Source organism: Micromonospora sp. CPCC 206171 (assembly GCF_036906755.1).
Lineage (GTDB): Bacteria > Actinomycetota > Actinomycetes > Mycobacteriales > Micromonosporaceae > Micromonospora > Micromonospora purpureochromogenes.
In genome coordinates this window covers 93648-111808 of sequence record NZ_JBAKHT010000014.1, presented here as the reverse complement: position 1 = coordinate 111808, position 18161 = coordinate 93648, and the positions used below count along the sequence as shown (strand labels likewise).

Sequence of the window (18161 nt, the reverse complement as noted above, 5' to 3'; positions counted from 1 at the left end):
GCACGCCCTGGCGCGCCGGCGCCGCCGGGCGGCATGCTGTGCCGATGGCCGTACACGTCACGCACGACGGACCGGTGACCACGGTGATCCTCGACCGGGCGGCGTCGCGCAACGCCGTCGACGGTCCCACCGCGCGGGCGCTCGCCGACGCGTTCCGCGCCTTCGAGGCAGATCCGGAGGCCCGGGTCGCGGTGCTCTGGGGCGCCGGCGGCACGTTCTGCTCCGGCGCCGATCTCAAGGCGATCGGTACGCCCAGCGGCAACCGGGTCGAGCCGGACGGCGACGGTCCAATGGGTCCGACCCGGATGTCGCTGTCCAAGCCGGTCGTCGCCGCGATCTCCGGGTACGCCGTGGCGGGCGGCCTGGAACTGGCGCTCTGGTGCGACCTGCGGGTCGCCGAGTCCGACGCGGTGCTCGGGGTGTTCTGCCGGCGCTGGGGCGTACCGCTGATCGACGGCGGGACGGTCCGGCTGCCGAGGTTGATCGGGGAGAGCCGGGCGATGGACCTGATCCTCACCGGCCGCCCGGTGCCCGCCGAGGAGGCGTACGCGATGGGGTTGGTCAACCGGTTGGTCGCGCCGGGTGAGGCGCGGGCGGAGGCCGAGCGGTTGGCCGCCGAGATCGCCCGCCATCCCCAGACCTGCCTGCGCAACGACCGCGCGTCGGTGCTCGCCACCGCCGGCCTGGCCGAGCCGGAGGCGCTCGCCACCGAGTTGGCGTACGGCGTGCGGTCGCTGGACACGGACGCGGTGGCCGGCGCGGCTCGGTTCGCCGCCGGCGCCGGCCGCCACGGCACCGTCAGCTGAGGTCGCGCAGGGCGTCCTCGATCGCCCGGTGGAACGTCGGGTACGCGTAGATCATGTGCCGGAGGTGGCTCAACGGCACCGCCGCGTGCACCGCCACCACCAGCGCCGACAGCACCTCGCCGCCGGCCGGGCCGACCGAGGTCGCGCCGACCAGCACGCCCTGGTCGGCGTCCGCGACGAGCTTGATGAAGCCCTCGTTGCCGGCCTTGTGGATCCAACCCCGGGCGGACGACGACAGCTGGGCGAAGCCGACCTGCACGTTGATGCCGCGCTGGCGGGCCTGGTGCTCGGTGAGCCCGACCGCACCGACCTCCGGATCGGTGAAGGTGACCCGGGGCAGCGCCCGGTAGTCGGCGCGGGGCAGGGTACCGGCGGCACCGCTCGGGCCCGTCGCGGTCATCGCGCCGCCGACCGCGCTGGCCGCGCCCATCGCACCGCCCACCACGCTGGCCGTCCCGCTCGGGTCGGGGCCGCCGGCGGCGTGCCGGGTGCGGTCCAGCACGTCGGCGATGACGATCGCCGCCTGGTACATCGCGATGTGGGTGAAGGCTCCCTCACCGGTGACGTCGCCGACCGCCCAGACACCGTCGGTCACCCGCATCTGCCCGTCGACCGGCAGGTAGCGCTGCCCGGGGTCGACGCCGATCGTGTCCAGGCCCAGCTCCTCCAGGTGCGCCCGGCGCCCGGTGACCACCAGCAGCCGCTCCGCGTGGAACGCGTCGTCGCCGCCGTGCACGGTGAAGGTGGCACCGTCGTGGCTGACCCGATCCGCCTTGACGCCGGTGTGGATCTCCACCCCGTCGGCGCGCAGCGCCTTCTCGGCCACCTCGGAGGACTCGGGCTCCTCGACCGCGAGTACCCGGTCCGCCGCCTCGACCACCGTCACCCGTACGCCGAACCGGGCGAACACCTGCGCCAGCTCCAGCCCGATCGCGCCGCCGCCGAGGACCAGCAGCGATTCGGGCAGCTCCTCGGCCTCGATCGCCTGGTGGTTCGTCCAGTACGGCGTGTCGGCCAGCCCGTCGATCGGCGGTACGGACGGCCGGGTGCCGGTGCCGAGCACGATCCCGTGGCGGGCCTGGACGACCTGGTCGCCGACGCGTACCCGGCCGGGGCCGTCGAGCCGGGCGCTGCCGCGCAGGAACCGCCCACCCCGGCCGGTGAACCGGTCGACCGCCACCGTGTCGTCCCAGGTGTCGGTGGCCTCCTCGCGGATCCGCTTGGCCACCGGTGCCCAGTCCGGCTGGACCTGGGCCGAGCCGGCCAGCTCGTTGACGCGCCGCGCCTCGGCGAGCGCGTTCGCCGCCCTGATCATCATCTTGCTGGGGATGCACCCCCAGTACGGGCACTCCCCGCCGACCAGGTCCCGTTCGATGCCGACGACGCTCAGGCCAGCCTCGGCGAGCCGCCCGGCCACCTCCTCGCCGCCGACGCCCAACCCGACCACGACCACGTCCACCACTTCCGGCTCCGCCATGCCGTCAGCATTCCCCAGCCACCGGACGCCGGCCAGCGGACCGCACGGGAATTCCCGCGCCCGTAATCATTCCTACCGCCTACGGTGGCCGCATGCCCGATCGCTTCGCCCCCGTCCGCGACTGTTTCCACGATCTGCTGGCCACCGGCCGGGAGACCGGCGCCGGCCTGACCGTCTGGTACGACGGCCACCCGGTGGTCGACCTGGGTGCCGACACCCGCGGGGCATGGCGGCCGGACACGCTGGTGAACGTCTACTCGGTCGGCAAGCCGGTCGCGGCGCTCTGCCTGCTGCTGCTCGTCGACCGGGGTCGGCTCGACCTGGACGACCCGATGGCGACCCACTGGCCCGGGTTCCGCACCCCCGCCACGGTCCGTCAGGTGCTGAGCCACACCGCCGGCCTACCGGCCTTCCCGGTGGCCCGGCCCGCCGAGGCGGTCGCCGACTGGGAGCTGCTCTGCGCCGACCTGGCCGCCGCCGACCCGGAGTGGGAGCCCGGCAGCGTCGCGGGCGAGCACGCCTGGACGTACGGGCACCTGGTGGGCGAGCTGGTCCGTCGGGTCGACGGGCGGCCGGTGGGGCGCTTCCTGGCCGAGGAGATCGCCGACCCGTGGCGCCTCGACCTGGGCTTCGGCCTCGGGGCGGCGGACCAGCGGCGGTGCGTGGACCTGTCGTACGGCGATCCGGCCTGGCCGGTGCGGATGCTGGGTGAGCCGGGGTCGCTGCGGGCCCGGGCGCTGAGCAACCCACCCGGCGGTCTCGACGTGGCGGTGGTCAACAGCCCGCTCTGGCGGGGCGCGGAGGTCCCGGCGGTCAACCTGCACGCCACGGCGTCCGCGCTGGCCCGGCTCTACGCGGGCCTGGCCGCCGGCGGCACCCTCGACGGGGTACGCCTGTTCAGCGCCGAGCTGGTCGCCGAGGCCACCCGGGTCCAGTACGACGGCCCGGACCTGGTCCTCGATCGCCTTGCCTGCTGGACGCTGGGGATGCAGCGCGAGCCGGACGGGAGCTGGGGCATGGGCGGGATCGGCGGCAGCAGCGCCTGGGCCGACCCGGAGCGGGGCTACGTCTTCGCCTACGCCACGTCCCACCTGGCCGACCACGACCGGGTGGACGAGCTGGTCGAGGTGCTGCATTCCTGCCTCTGACTCCGGCCACCGTGACCCACCGTCACGATCCCCGGGCTTACACCGACGGTGACAGTGGCCGGAGGGCCGCGCCTCCCACTCGGACGCCTTGCTCTGCTGCCGCGACGGCGACACCTCGCACGAGCAGCAGTTTTCTTCAGGGCGGTTCGGCTGCGGCGCTCAGTCGCCGAGACGGATCGTCACTGTCGCCGCGAGGGCAGCAGAGCAAAGCGTCCGAGCAGGTGGTCAGGTGGCAAGGGTGATCTCACGCTGCATGCCTCCTGTCGGCCGGAGTCGGCGGCCCACTGCCAGTTGCCGGAGTTGTTGGCCACGTCCCCGTCCAGCAGCCAGCGGAAGAAGACGGCCACGCCGGGCCGCCAGTCGAGCCCGAGCACCTTCGTCAGGTAGCCGGCGGTGATCAGCCGGGCCCGGTTGTGCATCCACCCCTCGGCGCGCAGCTGCCGCATCCCGGCGTCGACGATCGGCATTCCGGTGCGCCCCTCGGTCCAGGCGGCGAGGGCGTCCGCGTCGTACCGCCAGTCCTCGCCGGCGCCGCGCCGGTAGGCGCTGGTGGAGATGTCGGGGAAGGCGGCGGTGACCTGGTGGTAGAAGTCCCGCCAGCAGAGCTGCCGGACGAACGGCCCCTCGGTGCCGCCGGCCCGGTTCGCCACGGCCAGCGGCGACAGGCAGCCGAAGCGCAGGTACGGGCTGAGCCGCGAGGTCTCGTCACCGGCCAGGTCGTCGTGGATGTCGTCGTACCGGTCGAGGGTGGGCAGCCACCGCGTGAGCCGGCGCTGCCCGACGCTCTCGCCGCCGACGGCGGCCCCGGGCGACTCGCCCGTCGGCGGCGCGGGCAGCCGGCCGGGCCGCACGCCGTCGGGCAGGGTCACGCGCCGGGGCGCGGCCAGCTCCTCGCGACGGTCGGCCACCGCCCAGGCGCGGTGGTACGGGCTGAAGACCCGGTAGTGGTCGCCGCCGCCCGGGCGCAGCGCTCCCGGCTCGACGATCGTCAGGCCGGGGAAGAGTCGCAGGAAGAGCCGATGCCGATCGCACTCCGCACGCAGCCGGCGCTCCCGACGGCGGGCGTACCGGCTGACGTCGGCGGAGAGCCCCACCCCCTCCGCGCCCACCTCACGGGCCAGCCGGATCGTCTCGGTCACCGGGTCGCCCTGGCGCACCACCAGGTCGCCGCCGCGCCGGCGCAGTTCCTCACGCAGGTCGGCCAGGCTCTGGTGCAGGAAGCGGGTGCGGTTCGGCGACCTGTCGGCCAGCGCCGGGTCGAGCACGTACAGCGGCACCACCCGGTCGAACGCCGCGCAGGCGGTGGCGAGCGCCGGGTGGTCGTGCACCCGCAGGTCGCGGGTGAACAGCACCACCGCGGTCCGCGTACTCACCCCGAGACCAGGCTCGGCCCGGGTACGGCGACCGGGCTCCCGGTCGGGGTGAGCAGGGCCCGGGCGGCCACCGCCAGCCGGCGGCGCTGCGGCACCAGCGCCCGGCGGACGAACACGTCGTAGCCCTGCGCGGCGACCTCGTCGAGGATCCCGCCGTAGAGCGCGTACGCGGTCCGCATGCACGCCTGCGAGGCGGGGTTGAGCAGGGTGATGCCCGGTGCGGCGGCCTCGTAGTGCGCCTGGGCGCGGCTCACCTCGTACTCGATCAGGTCCCGGATCCTCGGCGTGGCGCGGGCCTGTGCCTTCGCGGCGAACAGGTCGTCGCGGGTGACGCCGAACTTGGCGAGATCCTCGTCGGGCAGGTAGGTGCGGCCCCGGTCGAGGTCCTCGGCGACGTCCCGGATGAAGTTGGTGAGCTGGAAGGCGAAGCCGAGCTGGCGGGCCGGCTCGCGGGCCGCCGCCGGGTCGGAGCTGCCGAGGATCGGCAGCATCATGGTGCCGATGACCGCCGCCGAGCCTTCCATGTAGTCGAGCAGGTCGTCGTAGGTCGGGTACGACAGCACGGTCAGGTCCATCGCCATGCTGCGCAGAAACGACGCGAAGTCGGCGCGGTCGAGATCGAAGACGGCGATGGTGTGCAGCACGGCCGGGAGCAGCGGGTCGTCGACCGGCTCACCGTGCAGGCCGGCGACGAACCGCGACGACCACTCGTCCAGCCGGGCGGCGCGGTCGGCGGGCGGCAGCTCCTCGGTGCGGTCGACGATCTCGTCGGCGTAGCGCGTGAATCCATACAGGGCGTGCACGTGACGTCGTTTCCACGCGGGAAGCAGCCGGGTGGCGAGATAGTAGGTGCGACCGTGCCGTCGGTGCAGCTCCTGACAGCGGGCATAGGCAGCGGTGAGATCGGCGTCCACCGGCCCTCCTCGAATTCGACGCAGCAATCGACGCAACTCGTAACCCTAGGGTACGCTCGCTCCCATGGCCAACGACGCAGTCGCGGGTAATACGCTCCGCGTCGCGCCGGCACAGCCGGGAGCGACGGACGATCCGGTCCGCGGCGTACTGGCCGCGTTCACGAAAGAGCTGATCAGGGGGGTGGACGACACCCTGGCGGCGTTCCTGGCCGCCGAGGTCGGCTCACTCACCGAGATCGACGCAGCGATGGGTGGCTTCGCGGCCACCGCGCGCGACTGCGTCCTGGCCGGCGGCAAGCGGCTCCGGCCGACCTTCGCGTACTGGGGCTGGCGCGGGGTGGTCGGCGGCGCGGAGCCGCTGCCGACGGTGCTGCCGGCGTTCGCCGCCCTGGAACTGCTGCACACCTTCGCGCTGGTGCACGACGACGTGATGGACTCCTCCGACACCCGCCGCGGCCGGCCCACCGCGCACCGGGCCGCCGCCGCCCGGCACGTCGCCGCCGGGTACGCCGGCGACCCGGCCCGGTTCGGCGAGGCGGTGGCCGTGCTCGTCGGCGACCTCTGCCTGGTCTGGGCCGACCGGCTGCTCAGCCACGCCACCGTGGCGCCGGCCCGGCTCTTCGAGGTGCGGCGCTGCTACGACCAGATGCGGATCGAGACGATCGCGGGGCAGTACCTCGACGTGCTGGGCGAGCACGATCCGGCGAACTGGTCGGTGGACCGGGCGCTGCGGGTGGCCCGCTACAAGACCGCCAGCTACACCGTCCAGCGCCCACTGCTCTTCGGCGCCTGCCTGGCCGGCGTCGCCGCCGACACGCCACTGATCGCCGCGTACACCCGCTACGGCCTGGCCGTCGGGGAGGCGTTCCAACTCTGCGACGACCTGCTCGGCGTCTACGGCGACCCGGCGACCACCGGCAAGCCGGCCGGCGACGATCTGCGTACCGGCAAGCCGAGCGCGCTGCTGATGCTGGCCCGCCAACTGGCCACCCCCGGCCAGCGGCGGGCGCTGGAGCGGGCCGGCCGGGTCACCGGCGCCCGGGACGTGGCCCGGCTGGCCGAACTGGTCGCCGACACCGGGGCGGTGTCGCGGGTCGAGCGGATGATCTCCGACCGGGTGTCCGAGGCGCTGACCGCGCTGGCCACCGCGTCGATCGACGAGACCGCGCGCACCGCGCTGACCGGCCTCGCCACCGCCGCGACCAGGCGGCCGGCATGATGAGCGACCTTGCGAAGGAGGTGGTCACGTGCGGACCGTGAACGGGCGTACGGATCGGGTGGTGGTCGTCGGCGCGGGCCTGGGCGGGCTGGCGTGCGCGCTGCACCTGGCCGGCAGCGGCCGGCAGGTGACCGTGGTGGAGCGCGAGCCGGTGCCGGGCGGCCGGGCCGGCCGGCTGGCCGTCGACGGGTACGAGTTCGACACCGGCCCCACCGTGCTCACGATGCCCGACCTGATCGCCGAGGCACTGGGCGCGGTCGGCGAGGAACTCGACGACTGGCTGGATCTCACCCCCGTCGACCCCGCCTACCGGGCCTGGTACCCCGACGGCTCGACGCTGGACGTCATCACCGACACCACCCGGATGGCCGCCGAGATCGCCCGGGTCTGCGGCCCTCGCGAGGCCGACGGCTACCTGCGCTTCGTGGACTACGCGCGCAACCTGTGGCACTGGGAGCGGACCGACTTCATCGACCGCAACCTGGACGCCCCGACCGACCTGCTCACCGCCAACCTGGTGAAGCTGCTGGCCAACGGCGCGTTCCGGCGGCTCCAGACGAAGATCAACCAGTTCTTCCGGGACCCGCGTACCCAGCGCATCTTCTCCTTCCAGGCGATGTACGCGGGCCTCGCGCCGCACGACGCGCTGGCCATCTACAGCGTCATCGCGTACCTCGACTCGGTGGCCGGGGTCTACTTCCCGCGCGGCGGCATCCACGCGGTCTCCCGCGGCATGGCCGGCGCCGCCGAGAAGCACGGCGTGCAGTTCCGGTACGGCACCACCGTGAGCCGGGTGGAGACCACCAACGGCCGGGCCACCGGCGTGCTGACCGCCGACGGCGAACTGATCCCGGCCGACGTGGTGGTGCTCAACCCGGACCTGCCGGTCGCCTACCGTGACCTGCTGCCCCCGGCCCGCCAACGGAAGTTGACCTACTCGCCGTCCTGCGTCGTGCTGCACGTCGGCTCGACCCAGGGGTATGAGAAGATCGCCCACCACAACATCCACTTCGGACGGAGGTGGAAGGGCACCTTCGACGAGGTCATCCGACGCGGCGAGCTGATGACCGACCCGTCGCTGCTGGTCACCAACCCCAGCCGGGCCGATCCGGCGGTGGCCCCGGCCGGGCGGCACACCTACTACGTGCTGGCGCCGGTGCCCAACCTGGAACGGGGCCCGTTCGACTGGCGCGGCGACCTGAGCCGGCGCTACACCGACCAGCTCGTGGCGACGCTGGAGGAGCGCGGGTACGTGGGCTTCGGCGCCGGCATCGAGGTGCTGCGTACGATCACCCCCGCCGAGTGGGAGGAGCAGGGCATGGCCGCCGGTACGCCGTTCGCCGCCGCGCACAGCCTCTTCCAGACCGGCCCGTTCCGCCCGTCGAACCTGCACCGGCAGCTGCCCAACGTCGTGTTCACCGGCTCCGGCACCCAGCCGGGAGTGGGCGTACCGATGGTGCTGATCTCCGGGAAGCTGGCGGCCAACCGGATCACCGGTGCCGGGCGGTGAGCGCGCGGAGCGCCGCCCGGCGGCACGGCACAGGCAGGACGGGCGCGATGCACACACCGAACGGGGGGCGGGTCCGGTGACGTCCCGGGAAGGGCACCTGGTCGAGCTGGTCGACGACCGCGGCAACGTGCTCGGCGAGGCCACCGTGGCCGCGGCGCACCAGGCGCCGGGGCGGCTGCACCGCGCCTTCTCGGTGCTGCTGGTCGACCCGGCCGGCCGGGTGCTGCTGCAACGGCGGGCCCCGGTGAAGACCCGGTTCCCGCAGCGCTGGGCCAACTCCTGCTGCGGCCACCCCCGGCCGGCCGAGTCGCTGGTGGAGGCCGCCAACCGCCGGCTGGCCGAGGAGCTGGGCGCCGCCCCGGTCACGCTGACCGAGGTCGGCGTCTACCGCTACTACGCCGAGGACCCGGCCACCGGCCGGGTGGAGTTCGAGTACGACCACGTGCTGCGGGCCGACGTGCCGGCCGACGTCACCGTGCTGCCGGACCCCGACGAGGTGTCCGAGCTGCGCTGGGTCGACCCGGTACGGCTGATGGCCGAGATCGACGCGGACCCCCGCGCGTACGCGCCCTGGCTGGGCGGGGTGGTGAGCCGGCTGCTGCGCGCCGGCGGCCCCGCCGACACCACCACTCCGTCCGGCGTTCCGGCGGACGACGCGTCGGAGCGGTCGGGTGGCCGATGAGGCGCTGAGCGCGGGGGCCGTCGCACGCCGACTGGGCGTGGCGGTCACCACGCTGCGTACCTGGCACCAGCGCTACGGCCTCGGTCCCAGCCAGCACGTACCGGGTCACCACCGGCGCTACACGCCGGCCGACCTCGCGCGCCTGGAGATCATGCGTCGGCTCACCGCGGAGGGGATCACCCCGGCCGAGGCGGCCCGCTGGGCGAAGCAGAGCCCCGGGGTCGGTCCCGCCGCCGGGGTACGGCTGCGCGCCGGAGCCGGTCGGGACGGCGGCGGGCAGACGATCCCGGTCGGCCGGGCCGGACCGGCCGCCCGTGGCCTGGCCCGGGCCGCCATGCGACTGGACTCGGCGGCGATCAGCGAGACGATCGCCAACGCCCTCGCCCGGGACGGCGTGGTCGCCACCTGGGACGGCCTGCTGCGCCCGGTGCTGGCCGGCATCGGGGAGCGGCACGCCGCGACCGCCGGTCTGATCGAGGTCGAACACCTGATGTCCCGGTGCGTCTCCGAGGCGTTCGCCACGGTGGCCCGGCCCGGCCCGGCCGCCGGCCCCGCCCGGATCCTGCTCGCCTGCGCCGACGAGGAACAGCACACCCTGCCGTTGGAGGCGTTGGCCGCCACGCTCGCCGAGGCGGGTGTGGCGTATCGCATGCTGGGTGCCCGGGTGCCGCTCGCCGCGCTGATCGAGGCGGTGAACCGGACCGGACCGGCCGCGGTGGTGCTCTGGTCGCACACCCGCGCCACCGCCGACCCGCGGCAGCTGTCCGCCCTGCTCGGGATGGTTCGACGCCCCCTGCTGGTGCTGGCCGCCGGCCCCGGCTGGCAGGCCGACACGCTGCCCGCCGGAGTGGTCCGGCCGGTCGACCTGACCGAGGCGGTGTCGCTGGCGTTGGCCGTCCGGGACTCACTGGATCAGTCGAGCGGGGCCTGACCGACCCTGCCGGATCGGCGCGTCGTCCACTACCGTCGGGGCCTACCGCATACCCGACCCCCCTCGGAGTGACGATGCGTGCACGCCCCGTACTGGCGGCCGCCCTCGGCCTGGTCCTGCTCCTCGCCGGCGGCTGCGGCGAACCGCAACGGGACCCCCAGCGGGCCGCGGCACCCGCCCCGACCGCGGCGGCGAGTCCATCGGCGGTGGCCGCCCCGTCACCGACAGCGACCCCGCGGCCGACCACGAAACCCAAGCCCCGGCTGCGGCCGAAGCCCACCACGCTGCCCGCGGGCCTGCGGCGCGCCACCGGGGTACGCGCCGTCGCGCTGACCTTCGACGACGGCCCGGACCCGGCGTGGACGCCGAAGGTCCTCGACCAGTTGCGGGCCGCCCGGGTCAAGGCGACGTTCTGCCTGGTAGGAACCGAGGTCCGCAAGCACCCGGAGCTGGTCGTCCGGATCGTCCGTGAGGGTCACCAGCTCTGCAACCACAGCTGGCGGCACGACTTCGACCTGGGCCGACGGCCGGTGGCGGAGATCCGGGCAGACCTGGCCCGGACGAACCTGGCCATCCAGGCCGCCGTGCCGGGCGCCAAGGTGCCGTTCTACCGCCAACCGGGCGGCCGGTGGACCCCGGAGGTGGTGGCGGTGGCCCGTCAGCTCGGCATGCGGTCGCTGCACTGGAGCGTGGACCCGCAGGACTGGGCGAAGCCGACCGCCGCCACCCTCGCCAAGCGGGTGCACGGCGCCGCCCGCCCCGGCGCGATCGTGCTGATGCACGACGGCGGGGGCGATCGCAGCCGCACCCTGGCCGCCTGCCCGCACCTGATCATCGACCTGAAACGGCGCTTCGGCATCGCCCCACCCCGGTGAAACACCCACTCTGAGCTGCGGTTTTGTCGGGGAATGCGCCAGCGGCCATACCGGTTTGGACCACTGACCGGGCATGGCATATGCTTCTCATGCCTCCGGCGGGGCCGGATGGGAGCAAGTCCGCTTAAAGTTGCGAGTGTGCAATGATGGCGGGGCCGCCCTCATCGTCTAGCGGCCCAGGACGCCGCCCTTTCAAGGCGGTAGCACGGGTTCGAATCCCGTTGGGGGCACGGTCCGGCTCACGCCGGATGCAACACCAGCCAGGTCCTGTGGAGCAGTTGGAGTGCTCGCCGCCCTGTCAAGGCGGAGGTCGCGGGTTCAAGTCCCGTCAGGACCGCCAGCGCCGACGCCGCGTGAACCATTGCGCGGCGTTCTGCGTATCGGAGCATGTGACCCTTCGGCGGAGACCCCGCCTTCCGGGTAGCATGGACCGAGCACCACGGCCAGGTAGCTCAGTTGGTACGAGCGTCCGACTGAAAATCGGAAGGTCGGCGGTTCGACCCCGCCCCTGGCCACATAGCCTTTCGCCGGGCTACAGAGGTCCCCACCAGCGGAAACGCCGGTGGGGATCTTGCTTTATGCGCCTCGGCCGCGTTGATCGCCGTTGCCCGTCGTTGACCGCTCTTGGCCGATGATCACCGCCACAAGTTGCACGCTCGCTGCACGCCGCCCGGCGCCTTGCGCATCCCCGTTACCGTGGCCCGGTGCTGCTGACTCCCGTGCCGCTAGCTATCGACTGGCAGGAGATATCGGATCAAGCAACGGTCCTTGGCGTCTTTGTCGCCCTCGCCGTGGGCCTTGCAACGACCGTCGTCATGATCCGCCAGGAGAAGGTCACCCGGAGGGGCCAGCAGCTTCAGTCGGAACACGCGACCGCTGCCGCCGAGCGGGCAGAGTCGGCTGCTCGGCTGACCGAGGAGTGGTGGGTCTCGACGATCTGACCTTCCACGACCTGCGGCACACCCGGCAGACCCTCGCCGCGCAGACCGGCGCGACCTTGGCCGACCTCATGAAGCGACTCGGGCACTCGTCCATGGCGGCGGCTCGCCGGTACCTGCACGCCGTCGACGGGCGTGATCGTGAGATCGCCAAAGCCCTGTCGGAACTCGCCGCGCACGGTGATGTTGCACGGCTGCCCCGGCACATCACCATGCGGCACTAGTTGGTGAGTGCCATGGAAGCCTTTCCCGGGTGTTTCATGAAGCCTGGAACGGGGAGACGGCGCACCGGGCGAGCTGTAGGAGGTTCCCTCGTGACCGAGCAACAGCAGCACATGAACATCGACATGCAGGATGCGCTCCTGATCATTCACCGCGCTGCCGTAAGGCACAAGGACGACCAACTGCACGAGGCGGCCGGAAGCATCAGCCGAGCGCTGGAAAAGCTGGGGCAGCCGTGCCCCGAGAGACCGGAATATCGCCACTGCCCAGTGTGCAATGCCAAGCCTGGGCAGTTCTGCATAGCGGTGCCGGGGCGCCCGTTGGACGACTCGGCAACCACGCACCGGGAGCGGGCGACCGAGGGGGCGTGCGCCTAGTTGCACCCTAGTTGCACGGCAACCTCCGGCGGCTCCCTGACCTAGCCGAAATGCGGGTGCCTGAAAATCGGAAGGTCGGCGGTTCGACCCCGCCCCTGGCCACATAGCCTTTCGCCGGGCTACAGAGATCCCCACCAGCGGAAACGCAGGTGGGGATCTTGCTTTGCGCCCCGGCAGTCCGGCTGTCCGGTCTGCCTCTCGTTGGCCCCGGAATCCCACTAGTGGCTGACCCCTGTCGCCCGTGGATCTCACGGCCCGATCCTGTACCCGAGATCAGGCTGCCTACCGCGCTCCGGCGCGGGCAGCAACTCGTCGCTGAGGTCCCCGCTTCCCTGCCCGAACGCCAAGCCTGGATCGCCATCTACCCGATCCGGCACTCCGCCCCCGCCAGCGACAAGCAGGCCTTCAACCTGTTTCACCGCGAGTTCGAAGCCAGCTACATCGACAACGACTAGTGCATTGGGCCAGGTGACGGCATGACCGACCTGCGGGCCGCGCAGGCTCAAGACGAGAACGAGTTGAACGAGCTGCTCACTAACTGGGGCGTCGACCTGAGCCAGCTCACCTACGTCCATCGGAGCGACTACCCCGTCTGAGGCGGACCGACAGCGTCCCCTGCTTTGCAAAGATCAAGACTGCTGTCGGTCAGCGCCGGTGACCGTAGCTGACCTGCTCGGCTTGTCGGTTGCCGTCGCTCGTCACCCACGCCCGTCGGCCGGCTTGGCTGTACCGATGGCTGTACAGCCATCGTCCCCGCTTCTCATACTCGACCGGTGACTGCTGTGGATCTTCCGGACCGGTTCAGACCCATCATCGAGCAGGTGGGCGAACGGATCGCCGTCGGCGATTTCGACGGCCTAGCGCGGGACTATTCGCGGCCGGACCACGACTTGGGCGTCTGGGCACGCGATTACCCGGCGACGTTCATCCCACTGCCGCCCGAGGCGTGGAACCACGCCGACGCCTACTCCCTTCCTGGCCACGACGCCTGGAAGGTCAACGTCGACCTCTGGTCTCGCGAGGAAGGCCGAAGCGACATGACCTTGGAGGTAACGGTCTGGGAAGAAGCCGGCGCAATCAAGCTGACCATCGATGACCTGCACGCTCTCTAGTAGCGCTGCCGCCCCCACCGCACCGTCAGTTTGAAGAAGCGCGATCAAGTGGTCGTGATGCCCGCAACGCCAGGTCGCTACGGAGAGCCGGTTGCGTCTCGTGCCCGCTCGTGACCGCTGTGCCCCGTGGCTACTGGCCCGTGGGCGGCCCATGACGGTCCGATGATCTGCTGTCCGGACCTTGCCCCGCTACCAGATCGCGAACGTGTTGTCCGACGCCCCGGTACCGGGCCACCGCCCGCGGCAGGTCGTTGTCCTGGATTGCTTGGTTCACCTCGTAATCGAGGCCGCGCATCCCTGTCTCGGCCTCCACGATGCGGGCGAGGGCGTACGCGGTAGCGATGGCAGCATGCGCGCTGGCTGCGGTCGCTGTGTATCGGTAGGGGATTTCGATGGACGCGGAGTTGCCGGCGTAGCAGAGCTGCATGGCGGGGTCTTGGAGCCACAACTCAAGGTGCGTCGGGTATCGATCTTCGTCGGCTGCGCCGATCTCCTGCTGTGCCCGCGCGACGATCCGCCGCCAGCCAGCCTCCTGTTCGTTCGCCAGTTGGAGCAGCGGCACCTCCTCGCTCAAGCGGTCATCGTCTTGACCTGGCATGAGGAAGCCGATGTCGTATCCCATGCTGGGACAGTAGGAGGCAAGCCCAAAGCGTCGGCACTCGGCTCGTCGCCGCTCTGCTGCCATCCGCCGACCGGTGCCAGGACTGCGGCGCCCGGTCGGGGTCAAGGGGTGGCCATAGGCCGTCGGCTTGCCGAGGCGCAGCGCCCTTGACGCGGGCGGGTGGCGTAGAGGATCGGGCATCCGGGGGATGGTCACGCCCTGGTGCTCGCCGTCGATGGGATGCGGACCGGGACCGATAGGAATTCGAGGGCAAGCAGCTCCGCTGCGCGGCAGCCGATCGCCCCAGCCCTCGAAGGTGGTCGCCCTGTCCGGCGATCGTTCCGCCTCGCCCCGCTGGTGCTCCTATGTCCCGTCAGCGTGGCCGGCCGGCCCGGCCGATGCCGGCCGGGGATGTCGGGCGACTGCCCCGGCACATCACCATGCGCGGCTAGCTAGCGGCGGAGCAGCGCAAACGATCCCACCGCCGTCACCAGTAACAGCAGTGACACGGCGAACAGGGCGCGTCCAACCGGAAAGGGCATGGAGATGAGGAAGGGTGCCTGTTGGACCACCAGACCCGCACCGATCATGGCCTGGGCGCTGCCCATGCGCACGGGCTGGGACCGCTGGCTCGGCGTCAGGCGTGCAAGCCGAACCCAGGCTGCGGGAAACCGTCGTGACCTGGCCACACGCACGCCGAGTGCAGCCGCAGCGAGACCGAGGACCACGGCCACCAGGCGCAAAGCGATCATGATCGGGTCCCCGCCATCCAGGCTCATGCGCCCATCATCGGAGGGGCGTCAAGGGTGCAATCGCATGACAGATCGCACGGCAGCCTCCGACGGTTCCCTGACCTGCCGAAATGCACGTGCCTGAAATCGGAAGGTCGACGGTTGGACCCCGCCCCTGGCCACATAGCCTTTCGCCGGGCTACTAGAGCGCCGATCAGCGGAAACGCCGGTCGCCGCTCTTGCTTTGCGCCCCAGCAGTCCGCCTGTCTGGTTTAGCCCTCGTTGACCCCGGAATCCCGCTGCTGGCCGGCTCCTGATGCACGTGCACGGCAACCTCCACCAGCGGCTCATGATCCGTGTCAACGACCATGCGTTGAGCGCCGGGTCCAGGTCGACACCGCGTACCTCAGCCGCGACGACATGGCCGCCCTGTTGCGGCAGATGGAAACGACGGTGCTCGACTCGGCGCTCGCCGAGTGATCTGACTCACTGATGTCACAACCCGCCCGACGCGCGGTGTCTTGAGGCCGAACCTTGGAAAACCGAAGGAGAGGCCATGGCTGGGAACACCGATGTCATCGTGGTCGGCGGCGGATACGCCGGCGTGATGGCGGCCAACCGCCTGACGCGGCGCGACGGCGTGACAGTGACCCTGATCAACCCGCGTCCGGCCTTTGTCGAGCGGATCCGCCTGCACCAGCTCGTCGGCGGGTCGGACGACGCGGTTGTGGACTACCAAAGGATTCTGGCCGGCGGCGTCGGGCTGGTGGTCGACACCGTGACCCGGATCGACACGTCCGGGCGTCGCGTGACCCTGGCGAGCGGCGGCACACTCGGCTACGACTACCTGATCTACGCCGTGGGCAGCGGCAGCGCCGACCCGAGCGTGCCCGGCGCGGCAGAGCACGCCTACCCGATTGCCACGCTGGAGGAGGCGCGGCGGCTGCGGCCGGTCGTCGACGCCGCGCCCACATCGGCCCCGGTGACGGTGGTGGGAGCCGGGTCGACCGGCCTTGAAACCGCTTCCGAACTCGCGGAGCTGGGCCGGAAGGTGACCCTGGTGTGCGGAAGGGTGCTCGGGCCCTACCTGCATCCCCGGGCCCGGCGCTCGGTGGCCGAGCGGCTCACCAAGCTCGGCGTGACCGTGATCGAGGGCCCCGGCGCGACGGTGACGGGCGTGACCCGCGATGCGGTCCAGCTCGCCGACGGCCGCGAGTTGGTCAGCGGCGTGACCATCTGGACCGCGGGATTCGGCGTGCCGGATCTGGCCGCCCGCAGCGGGCTGAGCACGGATGCCTTGGGGCGCCTGCTCACCGACGAGACGCTCACGAGCGTGGACGACACACGCGTCGTCGCGGCCGGGGACTCGGCGGCACCGTCGAACCTGCCGGTGCGGATGAGCTGCCAGTCGGCGGTGCAGTTGGGCCCGCAGGCCGCCGAGACGGTGCTGAGCCGGATCGCCGGCAAGCAGCCCGCCGACTTCAACGTCGGGTTTTTCGGCCAGTGCATCAGCCTGGGGCGCCGCACCGGAATCGTCCAGTACGCCAGGAAGGACGACACCGCGACAGGGGTGTTCCACCTGGGCGGCCGGTCCATGGCGATGCTCAAGGAGACCGTGTGCAGGAGCACCGTCTGGCAGATGGCGCAAGAGGCGCGCAGACCCGGCTCGCTCAACCTCTGGTTCAAGGATCGCCAGCGCCAGGAGTTGCGGCGCGCCAAGGCCGGCGAGGAGCCGGCGGTCGCCGGCCGGCGGACCTAGGGAGAGGTGGCGAGATGAGCGACCACGCCGGTGACCCGGCGACCGAGACCTTCGTTGCCCACCGAAACCTGCTCTTCACCGTCGCCTACGAGATCCTCGGATCGGCGGCCGACGCGGAGGACGTGCTGCAGGAGACCTGGCTGCGGTGGGTCAAGGTCGATCTGGATCAGGTACGCGATCAGCGCGCCTACCTGATCCGGATCACCACCCGCCAGTCGCTCAACCGCCTGCGCAGCATGCAGCGGCGCAAGGAGGCGTATGTCGGTCCGTGGCTGCCCGAGCCGCTGCTCACCGCGGCGGACACGGCCGAGGATGTCGAGTTGGCCGAGAGTGTGTCGATGGCGCTGATGCTCGTCCTCGAGACACTCTCGCCGACCGAGCGCGCCGTCTTCGTACTGCGCGAGGCCTTCGATGTCAGCTACGACGAGATCGCCGCCGCCGTCGGCAAGAGCCCGGCGGCCGTACGCCAGATCGCGCACCGCGCCCGCCGGCACGTCGATGCCCGCCGCCCCCGCAAGGTGGTCTCCCCGAGCGAAAGGCGGGCGGCGCTGGAGGCGTTCCAGCGCGCGGTCGAGACCAGCGACCTGCAGGGCCTGCTCGACGTGCTCGCGCCCGAGGTGGTCGTGGTCAGCGACGGCGGCGGTGTCAAACAGGCCGCGCTGCGGCCGATCGTCGGCGCGGAGAAGGCGATCCGCCTGTTCATCGGCAGCATGCAAAAGGTCGGAGGCACCCTCACCACCGAACCGACCGTGATCAACGGCAGCCCGGCACTGCTTTTTCGCCTCGACGGAGAGATCGACGGCGTCGCCGCGCTGCGGATCGAGGACGCTCGCGTCACCGGCATCTACTACGTCCGTAACCCGGAGAAGCTGTCCCGCATCGAGTCCGAAACCCCGCTCACCCTGCACTGAGACGACCTTGAGCAGCTACGTCTATCGGGTCGATTGCGGGAACTCCTTCACCCCGCGTTCATCAGTTCGTAGACGAACGGGAGCTCAAGAAGGGGGGTTGACCAGGGGAATGGGTACAGCGAGGACTGGGAGCGGCTTGACCCACCGTGACCACTCGGCCTGCCGCTCGTAGCCGCACGCTTGCCAAGCAGGGTGTGCCCCGGCGTTGTCGTCGAGCACCATGGCGTCGACCCGGATACCGCCCAGTCGGTGGAACCGTTCCTCGGCTGCCTTGACCAGCAGGCGACCAATGCCCTGCCGGCGCCGCTCGGGTGCTACTGCCAGCCGGTAGATGTGACAACGCCAGCCGTCCCACCCGGCGATGACCGTGCCGATCAGCGCTGAGTCGTCCACGGCGAGGAGGAGAGCCTCAGGATCGCGTTCGAGAAGCACCTCGAGCGCCTGCGCACTGTCCGGCGGGCGGTGCGCATCCTCGGCAGCGGTCTGCCAGAACTCGAGTACGGCAGCGATGTCGGCGACAGTCGCCGAGCGGATGGTCCAGACGGGCACCGACAAGACGATAAGCGAAAGCCGGC

General features: G+C 71.7%; 18 protein-coding genes, 3 tRNA genes and 1 pseudogene. 16 read left to right on the top strand and 6 right to left on the bottom strand.

Annotation, left to right across the window (positions count from 1 at the left end; translation table 11 throughout):
* The first annotated feature begins 44 nt into the window (after nt 1-44).
* Nucleotides 45-806 (top strand): crotonase/enoyl-CoA hydratase family protein, encoded by a 762-nt coding sequence (locus tag V6U89_RS17795; protein ID WP_334572336.1) that lies wholly within the window; start codon nt 45-47, stop codon nt 804-806.
* Here the strand turns inward: V6U89_RS17795 and V6U89_RS17790 are convergent.
* Nucleotides 799-2283: a dihydrolipoyl dehydrogenase family protein gene (locus V6U89_RS17790; protein ID WP_334572334.1), complete on the bottom strand. Its 1485-nt coding sequence runs from the start codon at nt 2281-2283 to the stop codon at nt 799-801. The genes V6U89_RS17795 and V6U89_RS17790 overlap by 8 nt on opposite strands.
* Nucleotides 2284-2375: 92 nt before the next feature.
* Between V6U89_RS17790 and V6U89_RS17785 the strand changes: the two genes are divergently transcribed.
* A complete protein-coding gene (locus V6U89_RS17785) occupies nt 2376-3431 on the top strand; it encodes a serine hydrolase domain-containing protein (RefSeq protein WP_334572333.1) in 1056 nt (351 codons plus the stop codon).
* Nucleotides 3432-3637: 206 nt separating this feature from the next.
* Here V6U89_RS17785 and V6U89_RS17780 read toward each other — a convergent pair.
* Together V6U89_RS17780 and V6U89_RS17775 are read right to left on the bottom strand one after the other, a co-directional pair.
* Nucleotides 3638-4804, bottom strand: a pseudogene (locus tag V6U89_RS17780) (cryptochrome/photolyase family protein); the annotation flags it as partial.
* A complete protein-coding gene (locus V6U89_RS17775; protein ID WP_334572331.1) occupies nt 4801-5718 on the bottom strand; it encodes a phytoene/squalene synthase family protein in 918 nt (305 codons plus the stop codon). The gene V6U89_RS17775 and the pseudogene V6U89_RS17780, both read right to left, overlap by 4 nt.
* A gap of 64 nt (nt 5719-5782) precedes the next feature.
* Between V6U89_RS17775 and V6U89_RS17770 the strand changes: the two genes are divergently transcribed.
* The 12 genes from V6U89_RS17770 to V6U89_RS17715 all read left to right on the top strand — a co-directional run bounded on the left by V6U89_RS17770 (nt 5783) and on the right by V6U89_RS17715 (nt 13584).
* Complete coding sequence (locus V6U89_RS17770) at nt 5783-6937, top strand: polyprenyl synthetase family protein (RefSeq protein ID WP_334572330.1); 1155 nt, start codon at nt 5783-5785, stop codon at nt 6935-6937.
* Nucleotides 6938-6965: 28 nt separating this feature from the next.
* Nucleotides 6966-8447, top strand: coding sequence for a phytoene desaturase family protein (crtI, locus tag V6U89_RS17765; protein ID WP_334572329.1), 1482 nt, complete (start codon nt 6966-6968; stop codon nt 8445-8447).
* A gap of 76 nt (nt 8448-8523) precedes the next feature.
* Nucleotides 8524-9129 (top strand): isopentenyl-diphosphate Delta-isomerase, encoded by a 606-nt coding sequence (idi, locus tag V6U89_RS17760; protein WP_334572328.1) that lies wholly within the window; start codon nt 8524-8526, stop codon nt 9127-9129.
* Nucleotides 9119-10060, top strand: a complete 942-nt coding sequence (locus tag V6U89_RS17755) for a MerR family transcriptional regulator (protein ID WP_334572327.1) — start codon at nt 9119-9121, stop codon at nt 10058-10060. Before idi ends, V6U89_RS17755 begins: the two co-directional genes overlap by 11 nt.
* A gap of 74 nt (nt 10061-10134) precedes the next feature.
* Nucleotides 10135-10935, top strand: coding sequence for a polysaccharide deacetylase family protein (locus V6U89_RS17750; RefSeq protein ID WP_334572326.1), 801 nt, complete (start codon nt 10135-10137; stop codon nt 10933-10935).
* A 157-nt stretch (nt 10936-11092) separates the two neighbouring features.
* Nucleotides 11093-11165: transfer RNA gene (locus V6U89_RS17745), tRNA-Glu, on the top strand.
* A 33-nt stretch (nt 11166-11198) separates the two neighbouring features.
* A tRNA-Asp gene (locus V6U89_RS17740) sits at nt 11199-11275 on the top strand.
* A gap of 101 nt (nt 11276-11376) precedes the next feature.
* Nucleotides 11377-11450: transfer RNA gene (locus tag V6U89_RS17735), tRNA-Phe, on the top strand.
* Between the two features lie 189 nt (nt 11451-11639).
* Entirely contained in the window at nt 11640-11876 is a 237-nt protein-coding gene (locus V6U89_RS17730) for a hypothetical protein (RefSeq protein WP_334572325.1), read from the top strand.
* Nucleotides 11858-12097: a tyrosine-type recombinase/integrase gene (locus V6U89_RS17725; protein ID WP_334572324.1), complete on the top strand. Its 240-nt coding sequence runs from the start codon at nt 11858-11860 to the stop codon at nt 12095-12097. The genes V6U89_RS17730 and V6U89_RS17725 overlap by 19 nt, the downstream gene beginning before the upstream one ends.
* A 90-nt stretch (nt 12098-12187) precedes the next feature.
* A complete protein-coding gene (locus V6U89_RS17720; RefSeq protein WP_334572323.1) occupies nt 12188-12472 on the top strand; it encodes a hypothetical protein in 285 nt (94 codons plus the stop codon).
* Nucleotides 12473-13245: 773 nt separating this feature from the next.
* A complete protein-coding gene (locus tag V6U89_RS17715) occupies nt 13246-13584 on the top strand; it encodes a DUF7668 domain-containing protein (RefSeq protein WP_334572322.1) in 339 nt (112 codons plus the stop codon).
* Between the two features lie 130 nt (nt 13585-13714).
* Here V6U89_RS17715 and V6U89_RS17710 read toward each other — a convergent pair whose 3' ends face one another.
* Both V6U89_RS17710 and V6U89_RS17705 read right to left on the bottom strand, forming a co-directional pair.
* A complete protein-coding gene (locus tag V6U89_RS17710) occupies nt 13715-14206 on the bottom strand; it encodes a hypothetical protein (protein WP_334572321.1) in 492 nt (163 codons plus the stop codon).
* Between the two features lie 431 nt (nt 14207-14637).
* Nucleotides 14638-14964, bottom strand: a complete 327-nt coding sequence (locus V6U89_RS17705; protein ID WP_334572320.1) for a hypothetical protein — start codon at nt 14962-14964, stop codon at nt 14638-14640.
* Nucleotides 14965-15472: 508 nt separating this feature from the next.
* On the opposite strand from V6U89_RS17705, the gene V6U89_RS17700 reads away from it, so the two are divergent.
* Together V6U89_RS17700 and V6U89_RS17695 are read left to right on the top strand one after the other, a co-directional pair.
* On the top strand, nt 15473-16675 hold the full coding sequence (locus tag V6U89_RS17700) for an NAD(P)/FAD-dependent oxidoreductase (protein ID WP_334572319.1): 1203 nt from the start codon (nt 15473-15475) through the stop codon (nt 16673-16675).
* 14 nt (nt 16676-16689) lie between these two features.
* Nucleotides 16690-17586 carry an RNA polymerase sigma-70 factor gene (locus V6U89_RS17695; RefSeq protein WP_334572318.1) on the top strand — a complete coding sequence of 299 codons (897 nt, stop codon included), beginning with the start codon at nt 16690-16692 and terminating at the stop codon, nt 17584-17586.
* Between the two features lie 84 nt (nt 17587-17670).
* Here V6U89_RS17695 and V6U89_RS17690 read toward each other — a convergent pair whose 3' ends face one another.
* Nucleotides 17671-18135, bottom strand: a complete 465-nt coding sequence (locus V6U89_RS17690) for a GNAT family N-acetyltransferase (RefSeq protein WP_334572317.1) — start codon at nt 18133-18135, stop codon at nt 17671-17673.
* Nucleotides 18136-18161: the final 26 nt, after the last annotated feature.

What these genes read in the sequence shown, in the direction of transcription:
- V6U89_RS17770 (WP_334572330.1), top strand. Translation starts at nt 5,783, where the DNA reads ATGGCCAACGACGCAGTCGCGGGTAATACGCTCCGCGTCGCGCCGGCA.
- V6U89_RS17705 (WP_334572320.1), bottom strand. Translation starts at nt 14,964, where the DNA reads ATGAGCCTGGATGGCGGGGACCCGATCATGATCGCTTTGCGCCTGGTG.
- V6U89_RS17700 (WP_334572319.1), top strand. Translation starts at nt 15,473, where the DNA reads ATGGCTGGGAACACCGATGTCATCGTGGTCGGCGGCGGATACGCCGGC.
- V6U89_RS17795 (WP_334572336.1), top strand. Translation starts at nt 45, where the DNA reads ATGGCCGTACACGTCACGCACGACGGACCGGTGACCACGGTGATCCTC.
- V6U89_RS17695 (WP_334572318.1), top strand. Translation starts at nt 16,690, where the DNA reads ATGAGCGACCACGCCGGTGACCCGGCGACCGAGACCTTCGTTGCCCAC.
- V6U89_RS17750 (WP_334572326.1), top strand. Translation starts at nt 10,135, where the DNA reads ATGCGTGCACGCCCCGTACTGGCGGCCGCCCTCGGCCTGGTCCTGCTC.
- V6U89_RS17790 (WP_334572334.1), bottom strand. Translation starts at nt 2,283, where the DNA reads ATGGCGGAGCCGGAAGTGGTGGACGTGGTCGTGGTCGGGTTGGGCGTC.
- V6U89_RS17785 (WP_334572333.1), top strand. Translation starts at nt 2,376, where the DNA reads ATGCCCGATCGCTTCGCCCCCGTCCGCGACTGTTTCCACGATCTGCTG.
- V6U89_RS17710 (WP_334572321.1), bottom strand. Translation starts at nt 14,206, where the DNA reads ATGGGATACGACATCGGCTTCCTCATGCCAGGTCAAGACGATGACCGC.